Raw genomic sequence first — 17,005 nt, 5'->3', positions numbered from 1 at the left:
CGTTTTTTGCATAATTGCGATAAGCAGGAAAAACAGTAAACAACTTTAAATAGAGCCAATTTAGATTTACCTTGTTTTAACCTTTCAGTTATTATTGCTTAGTAAAACCCCCCTCTAGCCCACAGCACAACTCGCATTCTACGGTAAAACTTGATTTCAGGTTACGTGCAGACCGAATTGCAGGGCCAAACAAAGAGTAGCCGATGGCGACTACCGAAGTTTAAGCTGCAACATAGCAAAAGTTTCGTTACAGGTAAAAGTATTTCAAAAACAAAGCAATTAGCCTTTCTCAAGAGTAATCACCGTAATTTCGGGCAATATTCCGATTCTTCCTGAAAAGCCTAAAAAACCAAAGCCCCGATTTATATAAAGGTTTCGGCCATTCTCCTCCTTCAGACCAGCCCAGTGGGGATAGCGGTATTTCACCGGGCTCCATTTGATTCCAAGGGCCTCTATGCCAAATTGCATCCCATGAGTATGCCCTGAAAGGGTAAGATGAATTTTAACCCCTAAAGTCTTCACTTGCGCTTCCCAATGGGTAGGATCGTGCGATAAAAGTACTTTGAATGCTTTGGGATCAACTCCGACTAGCGCCTTATTCAAATTTCCGCGCTGCCCAAAACCGAGTCCCCAGTTTTCTACTCCTAAAATATAAATCTGATGATCGTCTTTTGATACCCGCTCGCTGGCATCCAGCAATAACTTAAAGCCCATCTCTTCGTGGTACTTCTTCAGCGTCTGCAGATTTTTGTTTTTCTCCTCCAGGCTGCCCCATCCTATATAATCCCCGTAGTCATGATTTCCTAGTACAGAATATTTCCCATAAGGAGCGTCCACTGACTTAAAAAGGTCCATCCAAGGCAGCACCTCTTCCGCCCGGTTGTTTACCAAATCTCCGGTAAAAACAACAACATCGGCCTTTTGCTCCTTCAACAACTCTACCCCCTTTTGCACTGCCTCACGATTATCAAAACTTCCGGCATGAATATCAGATATTTGGGCGATAGCAAAACCTCGAAAAGCCTCTGGAAGATCCGGAAAGCGGAGTGTGAGTCGCCTCACCTTGTAATTGTACTTCCCCTTCGTAACCCCAAAAAGAAATGCAGAAAAGGGAATAGCAGCAATGACAAGGGCTATCTGGCTGATTGTAGCGGATCTGGGAGGAAATGCTTCAGAAGAAAAAACGGCGACGAGCCACCGGTAAACATCCCCCAGAAGTAAAACGAAACAAAATACGAGCTTAGTAACAAACAGCGTTAGAAAGGCATTGAACGTGGTATTGAAGATAAGCGTAATTCTCCCGGCTAGTATACTTCGGTAGAAACCATAAAAGAACGCGACGATTAAGCCGAAAGTAAAAAACCAGAAAGCCCAGGTGGTATTTCGCTGAACCTCCAGACTTTTCTCCTGCACTAAGGCCTTCACTCCCTGAAAGACATACAGATCCAGCAGGAGCACCAATAGGAGAATAATCAGAATGGGGAGGGCATTGATCTTGCGCATTAGTACCAGAATTTCTTAGTTCAGAGACCGCTTTACTTCAAATGTTACATAAGAAGAAAAACGGAACCCGAAACTTTGTTCGCTTAAAGCCCAATTAAAGTGATAAATACATAGGATAACAAAGCCGCTGCTAAGGTATTGAGAAAGTTAACAGCATCATTCGTTAGATAACCTTTTCGCTGCAGAGATGCCCCAAAAATTGAATCTAAAAGATTTCCTGCCATCCCTGCTACAGCTACGACCCAGAAAGCCCAGTGATAGCCAAAACCTAGCCCGAATACGGCGGCTATAAGAAAACTTCCGGCTAATCCGAATAAACAACCTTCCCAACTAATGACTCCGTCAAGTCCTCTCCTATCTGGCTTAAAGGTTAGAATATTAACATAAGAACGGCCGTACACATTTCCCAATTCTGAGGACAAGGTATCAGAGCACGCAGCGGCTAAACTTGCCGCCATTGCGACCTGAAGGGGAGCTGCGATTTTGGGAAACAGCAAAATCAATAGGCCCGCCAAGGCGGCAACACCTGCATTCGCCAAAACCTGAGAGACATTCCTCCTCCCCTTGTCCATTTCCTGTAAACCGGCTTGTTGTTTATTCCGTTTGCCTACAGACGTTGCTATAGTCCCGGAAACGAAAAAAATGCTCATCATCGTTACTCCCGTATAACCCGCGCCAGCGAAAATCAGTAGTGCCAGGACTGCTCCTACAAGCGCTGCATCAAGTGTAAGTTTTCGATGTAGGACACTATAAGCAATGCCTGCGAGCAGGATCAACAATAAGGGAAGCGGAACTAGCTGGAACATCAATTTTAATCGAATAAACGAAAACCCGAAGAACTCACTTCTGTTCTTATTAAAAAAGTTTCGCTATGGCTAAATATAAATTCGGAGACAAAGTTAAGACACTTGAAGGTAAAGAGGGCATAGTTCAGGAAGACCAGGAAGATAACTCAACTGAGGTTAAAGTAATGCTGGAAGGCGATGACTTTTCTCATGTGATTCCAGAAAGCGAACTTGAGGCCGCTGAAGGAGGAATTTAAAGAGATTTAATACCACCACTTACCAGACTACCGGCCGGAGAAATACCGGCCCTTTGCTTTTTAAAAGTTCAGTATGGCATTGAGAGACGCGTCTACCACTGCCGCAATTTTGGTAAAATTGAGAGTACCAATGGTGTCACTAGTTTTGTGGTAATTGGGATTCCGCAAGAACGAGGTGTCGTTGATCATCACGGCAGGAAAGCCAAACAACCAATAGTTTTTATGATCAGACAGACCTGCAAGGCCTACGGGTGAAGGGAAATTTATTTTCTGAACATCCAGCGCGTTGGTGGCCTTCATCAAGCTATAGACGCGCTCACTGAATTCCTTTTGCTGCTCCAATCCAACAACAATGATAAAATTGCCCGTATTCGGATATTTTGCAGCTAGCTCATCTGAGGGAAAACCTTGAGACCTTGGTTTATCAGAAAAATATCCGATCATTTCATAGCAAATCATGCCGATCACAGGCACTTGCTGGTCCTTAAGAGACTTCGCATGCACATAACTTCCCATCTCGCTGGTAGAAAAATGAGGTGGTTCTTCCAGGTTATAGGCAACGAAATCGATCCGATAGTCGAGGTCTGGCTTTTTCATAGCAACTAGTCGTGCCGTCTCTAGTAGACCTGCAACAGCGCTGGCATTATCGTCGGCTCCCGGCTGATCGCCGCAAACGTCATAGTGTGCGCCAACGATGAGACGTCCAGGTTTCTCAGGATTATAAGAAGCAATTACATTCCGGAATTCCTCGCCCCCCACTTTCCATTTCTGCTCTCCGGTACTTAGTCCATATTCCCTTAATTCCCGCTCTATATAATTAGCTGCCTGATTGAGAGAAGCTATATTTTCAGAATTTCGTGGAGGGTTAATGCTTGTTAAAAACTCAACATGCTTATATAAACGTGCGCTGTCTGCATTTTGATTAATACTGTTCATACCTCGACTTGTGTTTTTGTCACCCGATAAATCAGAACTGTTGCGTCCGCAGGAAAGAAGTACCAAAAGAACTAATAATGGAAAACAATTCATTTTGACTTAGCTTATCTGATGCAACAAGGAAAAGCATTATTTGTGTTAGGCTGTCAATGGCGACTAGCTGAATTGGACACTAAAACAATGTTTATCCTTGATATCATTTTAGGAAGGGATTGAATCAGCGCCTGGATGAATTTTACCAATTAAAGTCTGGAATTTAGTCGCCAAGACCTATTTTTACCCCTTAAGCACCAAACAAGATAATACTACATGACCGAGCATAAAGTATACAGCCGATTTACAACCGAATTGAAAGTACGGCCCGACGATATTGATATGTTTAATCACGTGCACAATAGCAAATATTTCGACTATGTGCTTGCAGCAAGGTATGAACAGATGGAGACCGCTTACGGGATGTCCATGGAACAATTTATGGAGATGGGTTACGGCTGGGTAGTTAAAACAGCACATGTGAATTTTAAACGACCGCTAACACTGGGAGAATCATTCAAGGTGACTACCGGCATCATGAGTATGGATGAGAAAAGCAGCAAAGTTTCCTTTGACATTGTCAGCTCCAAAACTGGGAAGGTTTGCAGCGATGGGTGGTTCGACTATGTTCTGATTGATTTAAAAACCGGCAGAGGCATGAAGATCACGCAGGAAATGATAGACAAGTACTCTATCTGATCCCAATTTCCTCCAATGCCTCTCAGGGATGGAATCCCGCTCATAAGCATAAACACCAGTAAAGCAAGTAGCCAGCACTGCAGATGGACTAAGCTTTCGCCTGATCTTTTCCCTCTTCTTCACTCTCACCGGCAGGACTGTCAATTTCAGGGATCATATCCTTGATTGACTTCAAGGCCTCGGTTAATAGATCTTTATAACCCTGCAGCTCCTGTTGTATCTCATTCAACGATTTTTTGTATTCAGTATCATCCATAATCGGAACTTAATAATTCAAAAACTAAAAAGCCCCTTTCGGGGCTTTATTCTATTTTTATTCAGCCGATGGAGCTTGTCCTTCAGCTTTTTTTTCTTCCCTGTTCTCAGGTTTTGGAGGGCGAGGTAACAATGCTTTTCTTGACAACTTCAGCTTACCCTGCTTATCGACATCAAGAAGTTTAACGCGCACTTCATCCCCTACTGCAAACAATCCATCCATCGACTCGTAACGTTTCCAATCAATTTCAGAAATGTGAAGTAAACCATCTTTACCTGGCATAATTTCCACGAAAGCACCAAACGGCATGATCGATTTAACTTTCCCTTCGTAGATTTCTCCAACTTCTGGTTTAGCAACAATCCCTTTAATACGTTTAGTAGCTTTATCGATAGACTCCTTATCCGGCGCAAAGATGCTCACGATACCCTGATTATCTTTCTCTTCGATCGTGATGGTTGTACCTGTCTCACGCTGCATCTCCTGAATAATTTTACCACCAGGACCAATCACCGCACCGATAAACTCCTTGTCGATTCTCAACACCTCAATACGTGGAGCATGTGGCTTGTAATCTGTATTAGGAGCTGCAAGAGTTTTCTTCATTTCATTCAAAATATGAAGACGGCCTTCTTTTGCCTGCTCAAGAGCCGCACGAAGAACCTCCCAACGCAGACCGTTGATCTTAAGGTCCATTTGACAAGCTACGATGCCATTTTCTGTACCTGTTACTTTGAAGTCCATATCACCGAGGTGATCTTCATCTCCCAGGATATCAGAAAGAACCGCGTATTTTCCAGTTTTTTCGTCCGTGATTAATCCCATCGCAATTCCGGAAACAGGCGCTTTCAATTTTACCCCTGCATCCATCAATGCTAGCGTTCCCGCACATACGGTTGCCATAGATGACGATCCGTTGGATTCCAGAATATCTGAAACCACGCGAACTGTGTATGGATTCTCTTCATCAGGAGGCATTACCTGCTTAAGTGAACGTTGGGCAAGGTTTCCGTGCCCAATTTCCCGGCGACCAGCACCACGGTTTGGACGAACTTCTCCGGTTGAAAAACCTGGGAAGTTATAGTGAAGGATAAAACGCTCGTAACCGTTGATGAAAGCACCATCGATCATTTGCTCATCCAGTTTTGTTCCCAACGTAACAGTTGTTAATGATTGGGTTTCGCCTCTTGTGAACACGGCAGAACCGTGAGCAGCTGGAAGATAACCTACTTCACTCCAGATAGGACGCACAGTACGTACATCACGACCATCCAGTCGGATTCCTTCGTCAAGAATCAAATTACGAACCGCATCGTACTGAACGTCGTGGAAATATTTCTTTGCCAGGAACTTAGTAACATCATCAATTTCTTCACCTAATGATGCGATAAATTCTTCTTCGATTTGTTTAAACTTGTCAGAACGCTCATGCTTCGCTGAACCTGATTTTGCTATCTCGTATACTTTTTGATAAGTTGCAGCGTACACCTGCTCCTTCAGTTCCGGATTGCTGTGTTCATGAGAGTAAGTTCTCTTTACAGTTTTACCAACTGCCTCGGCCAGATCCTTCTGAGCCTGAACCTGTACTTTAATGGCTTTGTGAGCAAATTCAATCGCTGCGATCATTTCTTCTTCAGAAATCTCGTGCGACTCTCCCTCTACCATCACGATATCATTTTCTGAACCAGCTACGATGAACTCAAGGCTCGCTCTTTCAAGATCATCCCTAAAAGGATTAATTACCAAATTCCCGTCGATTTTGGCAACGCGCACTTCAGAGATAGGTCCGTTGAAAGGGATATCAGAAACGGCAAGAGCAGCAGATGCGGCTAGTCCGGCTAAAGAATCAGGCATTATGTTCTTATCCGCCGAGATCAGCGAAACCATCACCTGCGTATCTGCATGGTAATCTTCAGGGAACATCGGACGAAGAGCCCTGTCGATCAAACGCGAGATTAATACTTCATAATCTGATAAACGTGCCTCACGACGAAGAAAACCGCCTGGAATACGACCAGTTGCAGCGTACTTCTCCTGGTAATCAACCGATAGCGGAAGGAAGTCCACTCCTTCTTTAGCCTCTTTTGAAGATACTACCGTCGCCAGAAGCATGGTGTCTCCCATCTTCACCACCACAGAGCCGTCAGCCTGTTTGGCAAGCTTTCCGGTTTCGATTTCGATCATACGGCCATCGCCCAGATCGAACTCTTTTTTAATTGCATTATAACTCATTGTGTTTTTATTGCAGTGTATAGTTCCTCTTTTCAGTATACACCTTTTTTTGAACTTGATTTTTGGCTAAATTAAAATAAAAAAGCCACCTCCAAAGAGATGGCTCCTAATTTTTTTCGCTTAGAATTACTTGATGATATCTCTTAATTCTAATGCTTTGATGATAGCACGATATCTTTGGATGTCTTTCTTATATAGATAAGCTAACAACGCACGACGTTTACCTACCAATTTTTGCAGTGCTAACTGAGTTGAAAAGTCCTTTTTGTTCTTTTTCAAATGCCCAGTTAAATGAGCGATACGAGCTGTAAATAATGCTACCTGACCTTCTGCTGAACCAGTATCGACAGCACTTTTACCATGTTTTGCGAAAATATCCGCTTTGTACTCTTTACTTAAATACATTACTTGAATAATATTAAAGCTGTTAAATATTTTATTAATAGCGTGCAAAGGTAAAACAACAAAGTATAAAAACCAAAACTGTTTGTAAATAGGTTGAGTATGCGTTCGTCATTACCCCTGGAATTCCTCCCTTTGCCTTGCGGTTCTGGAATAATAATTGAACAATTTCCGCAGGCATCAAATGACAGCAACGACAAGGAATTATGGCAGGGATGAATTACACAGGCTCCTGGGGGTCCAGAGGGGATGAAGAAAAGGAAACAAGTTATCAACTCAAATCTGCGAAGGACCTCGATCCTTTGATGGATAGAATTGGGGATGCGCATCATGTGTTACTAGGCGAGGCTTCTCACGGAACTCATGAATATTACACCTGGAGAACGGAAATTACCAAAAGATTAATAAAGGAAAAGGCTTTTAATTTCATCGCGGTGGAAGGAGACTGGCCTGATTGTTACCGTATTAACAGATATATAAAGGGGTATGCTGATCAGGATAAGAAAGCGGTAGAGGTATTGAAAAGTTTTGACCGCTGGCCAACCTGGATGTGGGCAAACTGGGAGATAGTGGCGCTCATCGACTGGCTGAAGGAGTTCAACACCCATCTCCCCGCTAACAAACGCATAGGTTTTTATGGACTGGATGTGTACAGCCTATGGGAATCAATGGAGGCCCTAATGGACTACCTTTCCAAAAATGACCCCAAAGCAGCCGAATTTGCACGCGAGGCGATTCTGTGTTTCGAGCCTTACGGCGAAGATGAACACCGGTATGCAAGATCGCAATATCGTATGGAAGATTCATGTCGGGATGAAGTAATCCGCTTATTGCAGGAGATCAGAAAGAAGGCACAGGTCTATGATCACGACCCCGAAGCAACCCTAAACACGGAACAGAACGCTATCATCGCGGTAAATGCAGAAGAATACTACCGAAATATGGTTAGCGCTGATGATAATACCTGGAATCTACGGGATACCCACATGATGGAGACCTTGAACCGCCTTCTCGAATTTCACGGCAAGGAGGCAAAAGCGATTGTTTGGGAACACAACACCCACATTGGAGATGCCAGATATACAGATATGAAAAAAGCTGGCATGATTAACGTTGGCCAGCTGGTTCGGGAACAGAAAGGAGAAGCTGATACGGTGCTTGTTGGCTTCGGATCGTATTCAGGACGAGTGATCGCCGGAGACAGCTGGGGAGCTAAAATGGAAAGCATGCTTGTTCCCGATGCGCGCCCCGGCAGTATTGAAGAGATACTTCATCAAGAATCGCCGGAAAACAAGCTATTGATATTTGATCGCCTGAATAAAAAAGAACGGTTTGGTAGAGTAATGCCTCACAGGGCGATCGGCGTGGTGTATAATCCCGCCTACGAGAAGTACGGAAACTATGTACCTACCGTCCTGAACGCAAGGTACGATGCGTTTTTATACATCGACAAAACCAAGGCTTTACATCCCTTGCATATGCACGCTGATCCTCATAAGCTGCCGGAAACGTACCCCTTCCAGACGTAAGGGAGTATCGTATCTCAAGATACCTTCTGTGCGGGCCTATTTATACTTCCTTATCTGCTTCACAACCGGGATTAACGCCAGAATTATGCTTATCGGCAAAATCCAACCAAGGTAGTCTTTTACCTGAGGAAAACTGGATCCTAGATAATAGCCAGTAAGCGTAAATGCACACATATAGATAAGGCATGCAATAATAGATAGCGTAATAAAAATCGAAAAAGGGAGATGAGTGGTCCCTGAGATCACCGGGGTAAAAGGACGGATAATCGGCAGAAATTTACCAAAGATGATAGCCGATTTTTTATGTTTATTGATGAAATCCTCAGCCGCCTTCAAATACTTCTTCTTAAAATACCAGGTATCCTCCTTTCGATACAGCCGTTTCTGAAATTTCCTGCCAATGAAAAAACCTGAAATATCGCCAGCCACACCTGCAAGAATTAATATCACTAAAAGCGTTTCAATACTTCCATGTAACGAATCAGTACTCACCAGCAATCCTGCAGTAAAAAGAAGTGTCTCTCCGCCTGGCACGACCAGTCCCAGCAACAGTCCCGTTTCGGCGAATACAAACAAGGCAATGATAAAAAAACCACCCCAGGCAATTATTCCAGAAGTATTAAATAACAGCATATGATCCATACAAGTACTTTCGAATAGAACAATAAATAACCTGCTACCCCCTATTCTGTTTGGGAACAATATGAAGATGAAAAAAGAGGAAGAAAAACTGACGCTCGTTGAGGGCGGCTATATGACAAAGGTTTGTCCTTCGAGCGCTAGTTTGGAATTTGGGAAAAGCGACCGGCTCTCGTCAAGCAAAGGCTCCAACTCGCGATAACGGGCCGAAAAATGACCAAGAAGCAGTTGTTTCACACCTGCATTAATGGCAACTTCCGCGGCCTGAAGAGACGTAGTATGATACGTTTCGAGAGCCCTTTCGTGCATGTCATGCATAAAGGTTGCCTCGTGATACAAGGTATCCACTCCCTTAATTTGAGGCAGATATCCCCAGCTGCAGAGTGTGTCAGAGCAATAGGCGTAGCTCTTAGGTTCATCGGGCTCTGTCGTTAATTCGGCAGATTTATGAACCCGTCCATCTGGCGAGGTGTAGTCTGCCCCCCGTTTAATGTGCGGAATCATTTCTACAGGAATATTGAGGGCTTCGACCTTATCTTTTCTTATTTTTCTTAAGCGGCGCTTTTGGCTGAACTTAAACCCGGTGCAGGGTATGCGATGATCTAACACAAATGTTTCGACCACCACGTCCTGATTTTCGAATATCATTTCAGGCCGCTCCGTCTGTGTAGCGCGAAAAACTAACTCGTACCTCAATTCGGTCTGGGAATACTTAAACTGAATATCCAGAATCTCCTTCAACTGAGGTGGTCCGAAAAGAAATAAGGGTTTTGTCCGACCATTCAGGTGGAGCGATGATAGCAAACCTACTAATCCAAGGTAATGGTCACCATGAAGATGGCTGATAAAGATGTACTCAATTCGCTGCGCCTTTAGTCCGTTTCTTAAAAGCTGCTGCTGAGTCCCCTCGCCACAGTCAATAAGAAAAAAACGCTCATTGATATTTAAAAGCTGCGCACTGGGATTTCTGTTAAAGATGGGAGTTGCTGAACTACTTCCTAAAATGGTAACCTCAAATCTCATGCATCCTCAGCAGCAATTACCTCGCCTCTTTTTTAAGCTCACGCTCAATTTCTTCCATGAAAATGATATCAATGGCTTCTTCAACAGAAGGGATAATTGTCAACACGTTTTCTAACTGAGATATGGTAACCAAACGATTGATGTTATCATTTACGCCGGTAATGATAAAACTACCTTCAGCATTTTTACATAGACGGTGACCAACCAGCAAACTACTCAAACCTGAGGAGTCGGAATATTTAACAGCCGAAAGGTCTAGAATTATGTTACGTATCCCCTCTGTATTAATCAAAATTAACTCTGACTTGAGCTGTGGCGACACCAGGCTATTCAGCTTTGACTCGTTAAGTTTTATTAATACGTACTTCTCGTGTTTATCAATCGTAAATTTCATATAAACCAGTTTCTGTACTACAATATTAGCAAATTATTTTCACTTTAGCCGATTTAAACTTTCTAAGATATTATTTTCTAACCGCGCCAATACATCTGTTCCCTCTGCCCTTCTAAAGGCCTCACCTGTTATGTGTTCATAGAGTTCTATATAGCGCTCAGAGATGGAATTAACCAGCTCGGTACTCATAGGAGGAACAGATTGGCCCTCTTTACCCTGAAAGCCATTTTCAATCAACCATTTTCTGACAAACTCTTTCGATAACTGTCTTTGCGGTTCTCCCTTAGCCTGAAGTTCTTGATAACCCTCTTTGTAAAAATATCTTGAGGAATCCGGCGTATGTATTTCGTCAATCAAATAAATCTTACCATCCGCTTTCCCAAACTCATACTTGGTATCTACCAGAATCAAACCGCGTTCTGCCGCCATTTCCGTACCGCGTAGAAACAGCTCCCTCGTATATTTTTCGAGTTCCACGTAATCCGCTTCGCTAACGATACCTCTGCTCAGGATCTCCTCTCTCGAAATGTCCTCATCATGCCCTACTGCCGCTTTGGTTGTCGGTGTGATGATCGGCTTGGGTAATTTATCGTTCTCTTTCAATCCCTCAGGCAATTGAACACCGCAAACCTGCCGTCTTCCTGCCTGATATTCCCGCCATGCATGACCCGCCAGGTATCCTCTGATTACCATTTCCACTTTAAACGGTTCACAGATTTTACCTATAGTGACACTGGGATCCGGAACATCAATGATCCAGTTAGGAACTATATCCTGAGTAGCATTTAAAAACTTGGCCGCAATTTGGTTAAGGACCTGACCTTTATATGGAATTGCTTCAGGTAAAACCACGTCGAAAGCGGATATCCTGTCAGACACCACCATCACCAGGAACTTATCCGAGATATTATAAACGTCTCTAACTTTTCCTTTATAAAAGCCCGTTTGCCCTGGTAGATTGAAATGTGTTTCTTTTATTGCTGACATTAATAAATAGTTGAATGATGTGATTGAATGCGCAAAAATAGTCTTTTAGCGAATATGGACTAAAAAATCTCAATCAATCACGTAATCCGTTTCTACTGAATATCGCCGTAGGCCTTCAAAATCTGCTTAACTAGTTTATGCCGAACCACGTCCTCACCGCTAAGGTAGATAATGTCGATGCCTTTGATATCGTTAAGTACGCGAAGAGCAGTATGTAATCCCGACTGCTGCTTCTTCGGAAGATCTATTTGAGTAATATCTCCGGTAACGATAAACTTGGCAGATGGTCCCATACGGGTTAGAAACATTTTTAACTGCATATCCGTCGAATTTTGTGCCTCGTCGAGAATAACGAAACAGTTATCCAACGTCCTACCGCGCATGAAGGCTAAGGGAGCAACCTCAATTGTTCGATTTTCCAGATAGACTTTCAACTTTTCAGGCGGAATCATATCGTCAAGAGCATCGTAAAGAGGGCGGAGATACGGATCAATTTTCTCCTTCAAATCACCCGGAAGAAAGCCCAGATTTTCACCTGCTTCTACTGCCGGTCGGGTGAGTATTATTCGTTTAATTTCTTTGTTTTTAAGCGCCCTTACGGCAAGTGCTACAGCGGTATATGTTTTTCCCGTACCTGCCGGACCAATAGCAAAAAGAATATCGTTTTTATTGATACTCTCTACCATCCGCCGCTGGTTAACCGTCCGTGCTTTTACTACGATGCCGTTCGGCCCGAACACAATGGCCTCTCCGCCGCCAAGTGGAGCTTTTTCTGCAGTATCGCTTTCAGCTGCAGCTGGTAATTTAGCCCCCAAAATACGTTCTACATCATTACTGCTAAGGTTGTTGTATTTTTCGATATGATTGGTTAATTCGGAAAACCGATGTTTAAAAGCTGTCAGTTCTACCTCGTCGCCAAGTACCTTCACCTCTGTTCCGCGGGCCACTATTTTTAGCTTTGGAAACTGCCGTTTGATGAGTTCGAAATATTCGTTATTAGGGCCCCAGAGCACTACTGGGTTAATCGTATCAAGATCAAGTCGTAATTCGTTCAAGTTATGCTTTTTTTAGTTTGTTGATTTATATGTGCAATTAAAATTCAATATTTGCAGGCTGCAATCTTTACTCACAAGATTAACAATTAATATTCACTTTTTTGATGGCAATAATAACTTTAACGACCGATCTCGGTTACAAAGATTTTTACCAGGCGGCGCTCAAAGGAAGCATCTACAGCCTGTTGCCAAACGTCAATCTAGTTGATATTACCCACAGTATTTCTGCTTTTAACGTTCCACAAGCTGCTTTCGTTTTAAAAAATGCTTTTCCTTATTTCCCGCCGGGAACCGTTCATTTAGTAGGTATAGATTCTGTCTACAGCGAGCGTACCCGCTACCTGGCAATGGAGTACCGGGGACAGTTCTTTGTGGGTTCCGACAACGGCATTTTTTCACTGATGTTTCAAGAGCCCCCCTCGCAAATTGTGGAGCTCGATATCATGCAGGATCTTAAATTCCTGCACTTCCCGCTGACCGACATCTTTGCAAAAGCTGCTTGCCACCTCGCTGCCGGCAAACCGCTGTCTGAAATAGGAATTCCAGTTACTGAACTTGAAGAAAAGGTAAATCTGCAGCCTGTTATCGAGAAAGACATGATCAGGGGAAGTGTGATTTATATCGACTCTTTCCAAAACGTAATTACCAACATATCGAAAGAGCTATTCAGCAAAGTTCAGCAAGGAAGGCCTTTCACTTTATATTTCCGCAAAAGTGAATCAATTTCTCAATTGAGCTGGCATTACAATGAAGTACCAGAAGGCGAAAAGCTATGTTTGTTCGGAATTAGCAACTATCTGGAAATCGCGATCAATAAGGGGAATGCCAGCGGACTACTAGGCCTTCACCTCGGCGATATTGTACGGGTAGAGTTTCACTAAAAATTACGCGGTGTTGATTTTACGGGCAAGCAAGAGCTAAGAAAAAAGCTATTTTTGTTCCCGCTGTTGATGGCGTTTTAATGATAGATGGCAAGAAATAGATTTAATAGTGGAACAACCCCGGAAGAGGAGCTACCGAAAACTAAAATAACTAAAGAAAGCTTAAAACAAGCGGAGGGACTTTTGTCATATGTCAAGCCATATCGCGGAAAGTTCTTATTAGGCCTTTTTTTTCTTCTTATTTCTAGCTTCACGGGCCTTGCGATACCAGCTTTGTTAGGCGCAATGTTTGATGCCGCACAAGGTAAATACAAGTTTGATTTTATCTCTCCCAGTATCAATGCGCTCGGTGCTACCGCCTTTGTGGTTCTATTTATACAATCGTTTGTATCCTTCTTTAGGATCAAGTTATTTGTAGAAGTCGCTGAAAAGACGATTGCGGACCTCAGAAGAGAGACGTATTTTAAGCTGATAACTCTTCCAATGGACTTTTTTAACAATAGGCGTGTGGGAGAGTTGAACAGTAGGCTCACTGCTGACCTATCTCAAATTCAAGACACGCTAACAACAACCCTTGCTGAAATGGTAAGGCAGGCAATATTTTTCATAGGTAGTATAATTATTCTCCTGTTTGTTTCACAGCGTTTGACCTTGTTTAATGTCGCTATTCTTCCTTTGCTGGTAGTCTCGGCCGTGTTCTTTGGAAAATTAATACGAAAAATCTCTCGACAAGCTCAAGACAAACTTGCGGAATCAAATATTGTAGTTCATGAGACCTTACTGGGGATTGCGAATGTAAAAGCCTTTACGAACGAATCATATGAAGTAAATAGGTATAACAGAAGCCTCCAAGAGGTGGTGACTATTGCTTTAAGAGGTGCAACCTTAAGGGGAGCTTTTGCATCGTTTATAGTCTTCTGTCTTTTTGGGGCTATAGTTGGAGTTATTTGGTATGGGTCTACACTAGTTCAACAGGATATCCTATCAGTCGGGCAGTTAAGCACGTATATCTTATATTCCATGTTCGTGGGAGCTGCAATGGGTACTTTTCCCGATCTCCTCGCAAACGTTCAAAAAGCCCTGGGTGCGACTGAACGAATCGTAGAGATTTTAGAAGAAACAAACGAGCCAATATCAATTTCCGTAGAAGATAATGCGACAAAACGTGTTCTTGAGGGGAACCTTAAGTTCGAGGACGTTTGGTTCGCATATCCTTCGCGCAAAGAGGTTCAAATTTTAAAAGGCCTTTCCTTTGAAGCAAAAGCTGGAGAAAAGGTTGCGATTGTAGGACCCAGTGGCGCTGGAAAATCCACCATCGCCTCCTTAATACTGCGGTTCTACGAACCGGATGCAGGACAGCTGTTATTCGACAATCTACCTTCTCAAAGCTTCCCGCTGACAGATATCCGTAATCAGGTGGCCATTGTACCTCAGGATGTCCTTTTATTTGGGGGTACTATTCGCGAGAATATTGCTTATGGAAAATTAGGCGCCTCGGAGTCCGAGATCATCGCTGCTGCAGAAAAAGCAAACGCTCATTCCTTTATCAAAAATCTGCCCGAAGGGTATGATACCCTTGTAGGAGAACGTGGAATAAAACTTTCGGGGGGACAAAGACAGCGCATTGCCATTGCGAGAGCATTGTTGAAAGATCCCGCCATCTTAATCCTTGATGAAGCGACTTCTTCTCTTGACTCTGAATCTGAGCGTCTGGTGCAGGAAGCATTGGAGGTGTTGATGAAAGATCGTACCTCGATTATTATCGCTCATCGCCTATCCACTATTCGTGAGGCTGATAAAATAGTCGTTCTGGAAAAGGGACAGGTATTGGAATCAGGCACGCACGACGAGTTAATCCAAAACGAAGAAGGACTTTACCGTTATCTTAGTCAACTTCAGTTTGAAGCCTAACATCCTGGTAGGATAATCAGGCACTGAAGATCAAACAAAAGGTCTTTGTCGTTATTGTATTATCTATTTGAATTAAGAACACATCGCTTAAATGAAACTAACTATATGGGGTGCTGCACGCCAGGTGACCGGCAGCATGCACCTTTTGGAAATAAACAACTACAAAATCTTGATAGACTGCGGCCTTGACTATGAAAAAGGCACCTGGCAGGAGGAGAATGAGCTTTTTCCTTTTGCCCCCTCAGATATAGACGTTGTTGTGCTTACACATGCCCATATTGATCATTCCGGGAATATTCCGACTTTAGTAAGAATGGGATTTGATGGACAGATTTTAAGCACCTCCCCTACTGCAGATTTAACCGAGCTCCTGTTGCTAGACTCAGTCAACATTTTTTTGGGCAAGGAGCGCAAACACAACCGGAATAAGAGAAGAAGCAAGTCGAGTGGTCCGAAGCCACTCTATCTGCAGAAGCACGTGATGGATACAATGGAACGGTTTGTTACCATCGGATTTAACAAGCCGTTTCGCTTGAACGGATCCGTGTCGGTGGAATTTATTCCTGCCGGTCATTTACTGGGAGCCGCCAGTGCGGTATTCACGGTTGAAGAGAATGGGACTCAAAAGAAAATCGCATTTACAGGGGACATAGGACGTCACAACTATCCGGTAATTGTCGATCCACAGCCGTTACCACCGGTGGACTACCTCGTCTCGGAGTCGACTTATGGTGGACGCTTTCATAGCAAGGAATCTCAAATAGAACAAGTGCTGCTTGACACTGTAGAGCAAACCTGCATAAAGAATCCAGGCAGACTCATTATACCGGCTTTCAGCATCGGCAGAACGCAAGCCCTGGTTTTTTCCCTGAACAAGATCTTTAGTAAGGGCTTACTCCCGAAGGTTAAGATTTTTGTCGACAGTCCTCTGGCGAACTATGCAACAGAAATCTTTAGAAAATACAGCAGCAGCTTGAACGAAGACGCACAGGAGTTCTACCGGTTGAAGGGGGACAATTTTGAATTTGACAATCTCTTTTATGTACAAAACTTGAAAGAGAGTAAAGAGTTGACCAACTACCTGGAACCCTGTATAATTATCTCTTCTGCGGGAATGCTGGAGGGAGGCCGGATTCAAGACCATTTGTACTATAACATTCAAAACTACTACTGCACCATCCTTTTTATCGGCTACAGCGCCAAAGGCACGCTAGGTCATCGACTCCTTCGGGGAGACCCGGTAGTGCACATCCGGGATAGGGAACTGGCAGTGTATGCTACCATCAAACAAACAGATTTATTCAGCGGGCATGCTGATCACGAAGGTCTCGTGTCTTTGGTGAGAAACCAGGACAAAGCCCAGTTGAAGAAAGTTTTTCTGGTACATGGGGAGCTACAAAGCATGGAAGCCTTACGAAGCGATTTGGTGCAGGAAGGCTATCAGGTGCAAATACCAGAAAAAGGAGAAGTTTTTGAACTATAA

17 protein-coding genes are annotated in these 17,005 nt (G+C 43.4%); 6 read left to right on the top strand and 11 right to left on the bottom strand.

Going from position 1 to position 17,005, the window contains the following annotated elements; translation table 11 throughout:
- Positions 1–279: 279 nt before the first annotated feature.
- Together J4N23_RS06415 and J4N23_RS06410 are read right to left on the bottom strand one after the other, a co-directional pair.
- Positions 280–1,503 (bottom strand): metallophosphoesterase, encoded by a 1,224-nt coding sequence (locus tag J4N23_RS06415; protein ID WP_207426199.1) that lies wholly within the window; start codon positions 1,501–1,503, stop codon positions 280–282.
- 83 nt (positions 1,504–1,586) lie between these two features.
- Positions 1,587–2,309, bottom strand: a complete 723-nt coding sequence (locus tag J4N23_RS06410; RefSeq protein WP_207426198.1) for a DUF92 domain-containing protein — start codon at positions 2,307–2,309, stop codon at positions 1,587–1,589.
- Positions 2,310–2,374: 65 nt separating this feature from the next.
- Here J4N23_RS06410 and J4N23_RS06405 point away from each other — a divergent pair, with 65 nt between their 5' ends.
- The gene (locus tag J4N23_RS06405; protein ID WP_207426197.1) at positions 2,375–2,545 is read left to right on the top strand and encodes a hypothetical protein; all 171 of its coding nucleotides are present in this window, start codon (positions 2,375–2,377) and stop codon (positions 2,543–2,545) included.
- Positions 2,546–2,605: 60 nt separating this feature from the next.
- On the opposite strand, the gene J4N23_RS06400 is transcribed toward J4N23_RS06405, so the two are convergent.
- Positions 2,606–3,481: a M28 family peptidase gene (locus tag J4N23_RS06400; protein ID WP_207426196.1), complete on the bottom strand. Its 876-nt coding sequence runs from the start codon at positions 3,479–3,481 to the stop codon at positions 2,606–2,608.
- Between the two features lie 309 nt (positions 3,482–3,790).
- On the opposite strand from J4N23_RS06400, the gene J4N23_RS06395 reads away from it, so the two are divergent.
- On the top strand, positions 3,791–4,213 hold the full coding sequence (locus tag J4N23_RS06395) for a thioesterase family protein (protein WP_207426195.1): 423 nt from the start codon (positions 3,791–3,793) through the stop codon (positions 4,211–4,213).
- An 88-nt stretch (positions 4,214–4,301) separates the two neighbouring features.
- Here the strand turns inward: J4N23_RS06395 and J4N23_RS06390 are convergent, their stop codons facing one another.
- The 3 genes from J4N23_RS06390 to rpsO form a co-directional block, all read right to left on the bottom strand.
- The gene (locus tag J4N23_RS06390) at positions 4,302–4,469 is read right to left on the bottom strand and encodes a hypothetical protein (RefSeq protein WP_207426194.1); all 168 of its coding nucleotides are present in this window, start codon (positions 4,467–4,469) and stop codon (positions 4,302–4,304) included.
- A 57-nt stretch (positions 4,470–4,526) separates the two neighbouring features.
- Positions 4,527–6,701, bottom strand: a complete 2,175-nt coding sequence (gene pnp / locus J4N23_RS06385; RefSeq protein WP_207426193.1) for a polyribonucleotide nucleotidyltransferase — start codon at positions 6,699–6,701, stop codon at positions 4,527–4,529.
- A gap of 126 nt (positions 6,702–6,827) precedes the next feature.
- Positions 6,828–7,106, bottom strand: a complete 279-nt coding sequence (gene rpsO, locus J4N23_RS06380) for a 30S ribosomal protein S15 (RefSeq protein ID WP_207426431.1) — start codon at positions 7,104–7,106, stop codon at positions 6,828–6,830.
- 212 nt (positions 7,107–7,318) lie between these two features.
- Here rpsO and J4N23_RS06375 point away from each other — a divergent pair, with 212 nt between their 5' ends.
- Positions 7,319–8,632, top strand: coding sequence for an erythromycin esterase family protein (locus J4N23_RS06375; RefSeq protein WP_207426192.1), 1,314 nt, complete (start codon positions 7,319–7,321; stop codon positions 8,630–8,632).
- A 36-nt stretch (positions 8,633–8,668) separates the two neighbouring features.
- On the opposite strand, the gene J4N23_RS06370 is transcribed toward J4N23_RS06375, so the two are convergent.
- The 5 genes from J4N23_RS06370 to J4N23_RS06350 all read right to left on the bottom strand — a co-directional run bounded on the left by J4N23_RS06370 (position 8,669) and on the right by J4N23_RS06350 (position 12,730).
- Positions 8,669–9,265, bottom strand: a complete 597-nt coding sequence (locus J4N23_RS06370) for a DedA family protein (RefSeq protein WP_207426191.1) — start codon at positions 9,263–9,265, stop codon at positions 8,669–8,671.
- 117 nt (positions 9,266–9,382) lie between these two features.
- On the bottom strand, positions 9,383–10,294 hold the full coding sequence (locus J4N23_RS06365; protein ID WP_207426190.1) for a ribonuclease Z: 912 nt from the start codon (positions 10,292–10,294) through the stop codon (positions 9,383–9,385).
- A 16-nt stretch (positions 10,295–10,310) separates the two neighbouring features.
- Positions 10,311–10,688: an STAS domain-containing protein gene (locus J4N23_RS06360; protein WP_207426189.1), complete on the bottom strand. Its 378-nt coding sequence runs from the start codon at positions 10,686–10,688 to the stop codon at positions 10,311–10,313.
- Between the two features lie 39 nt (positions 10,689–10,727).
- Complete coding sequence (locus J4N23_RS06355; RefSeq protein ID WP_207426188.1) at positions 10,728–11,675, bottom strand: phosphoribosylaminoimidazolesuccinocarboxamide synthase; 948 nt, start codon at positions 11,673–11,675, stop codon at positions 10,728–10,730.
- A 92-nt stretch (positions 11,676–11,767) separates the two neighbouring features.
- Positions 11,768–12,730 (bottom strand): PhoH family protein, encoded by a 963-nt coding sequence (locus J4N23_RS06350; RefSeq protein WP_207426187.1) that lies wholly within the window; start codon positions 12,728–12,730, stop codon positions 11,768–11,770.
- Positions 12,731–12,834: 104 nt separating this feature from the next.
- On the opposite strand from J4N23_RS06350, the gene J4N23_RS06345 reads away from it, so the two are divergent.
- From J4N23_RS06345 to J4N23_RS06335, 3 genes are all read left to right on the top strand, one after another.
- Positions 12,835–13,611 (top strand): S-adenosyl-l-methionine hydroxide adenosyltransferase family protein, encoded by a 777-nt coding sequence (locus tag J4N23_RS06345; RefSeq protein ID WP_207426186.1) that lies wholly within the window; start codon positions 12,835–12,837, stop codon positions 13,609–13,611.
- Positions 13,612–13,698: 87 nt separating this feature from the next.
- On the top strand, positions 13,699–15,522 hold the full coding sequence (locus tag J4N23_RS06340; RefSeq protein ID WP_207426185.1) for an ABC transporter ATP-binding protein: 1,824 nt from the start codon (positions 13,699–13,701) through the stop codon (positions 15,520–15,522).
- A gap of 91 nt (positions 15,523–15,613) precedes the next feature.
- On the top strand, positions 15,614–17,005 hold the full coding sequence (locus J4N23_RS06335; RefSeq protein ID WP_207426184.1) for an MBL fold metallo-hydrolase: 1,392 nt from the start codon (positions 15,614–15,616) through the stop codon (positions 17,003–17,005).

The organism is Pedobacter sp. SYSU D00535 (genome assembly GCF_017355855.1).
GTDB lineage: Bacteria > Bacteroidota > Bacteroidia > Sphingobacteriales > Sphingobacteriaceae > Desertivirga.
The sequence above is the reverse complement of the archived record's forward strand: the minus strand, read 5'-3'. Positions and strand labels throughout refer to the sequence as shown.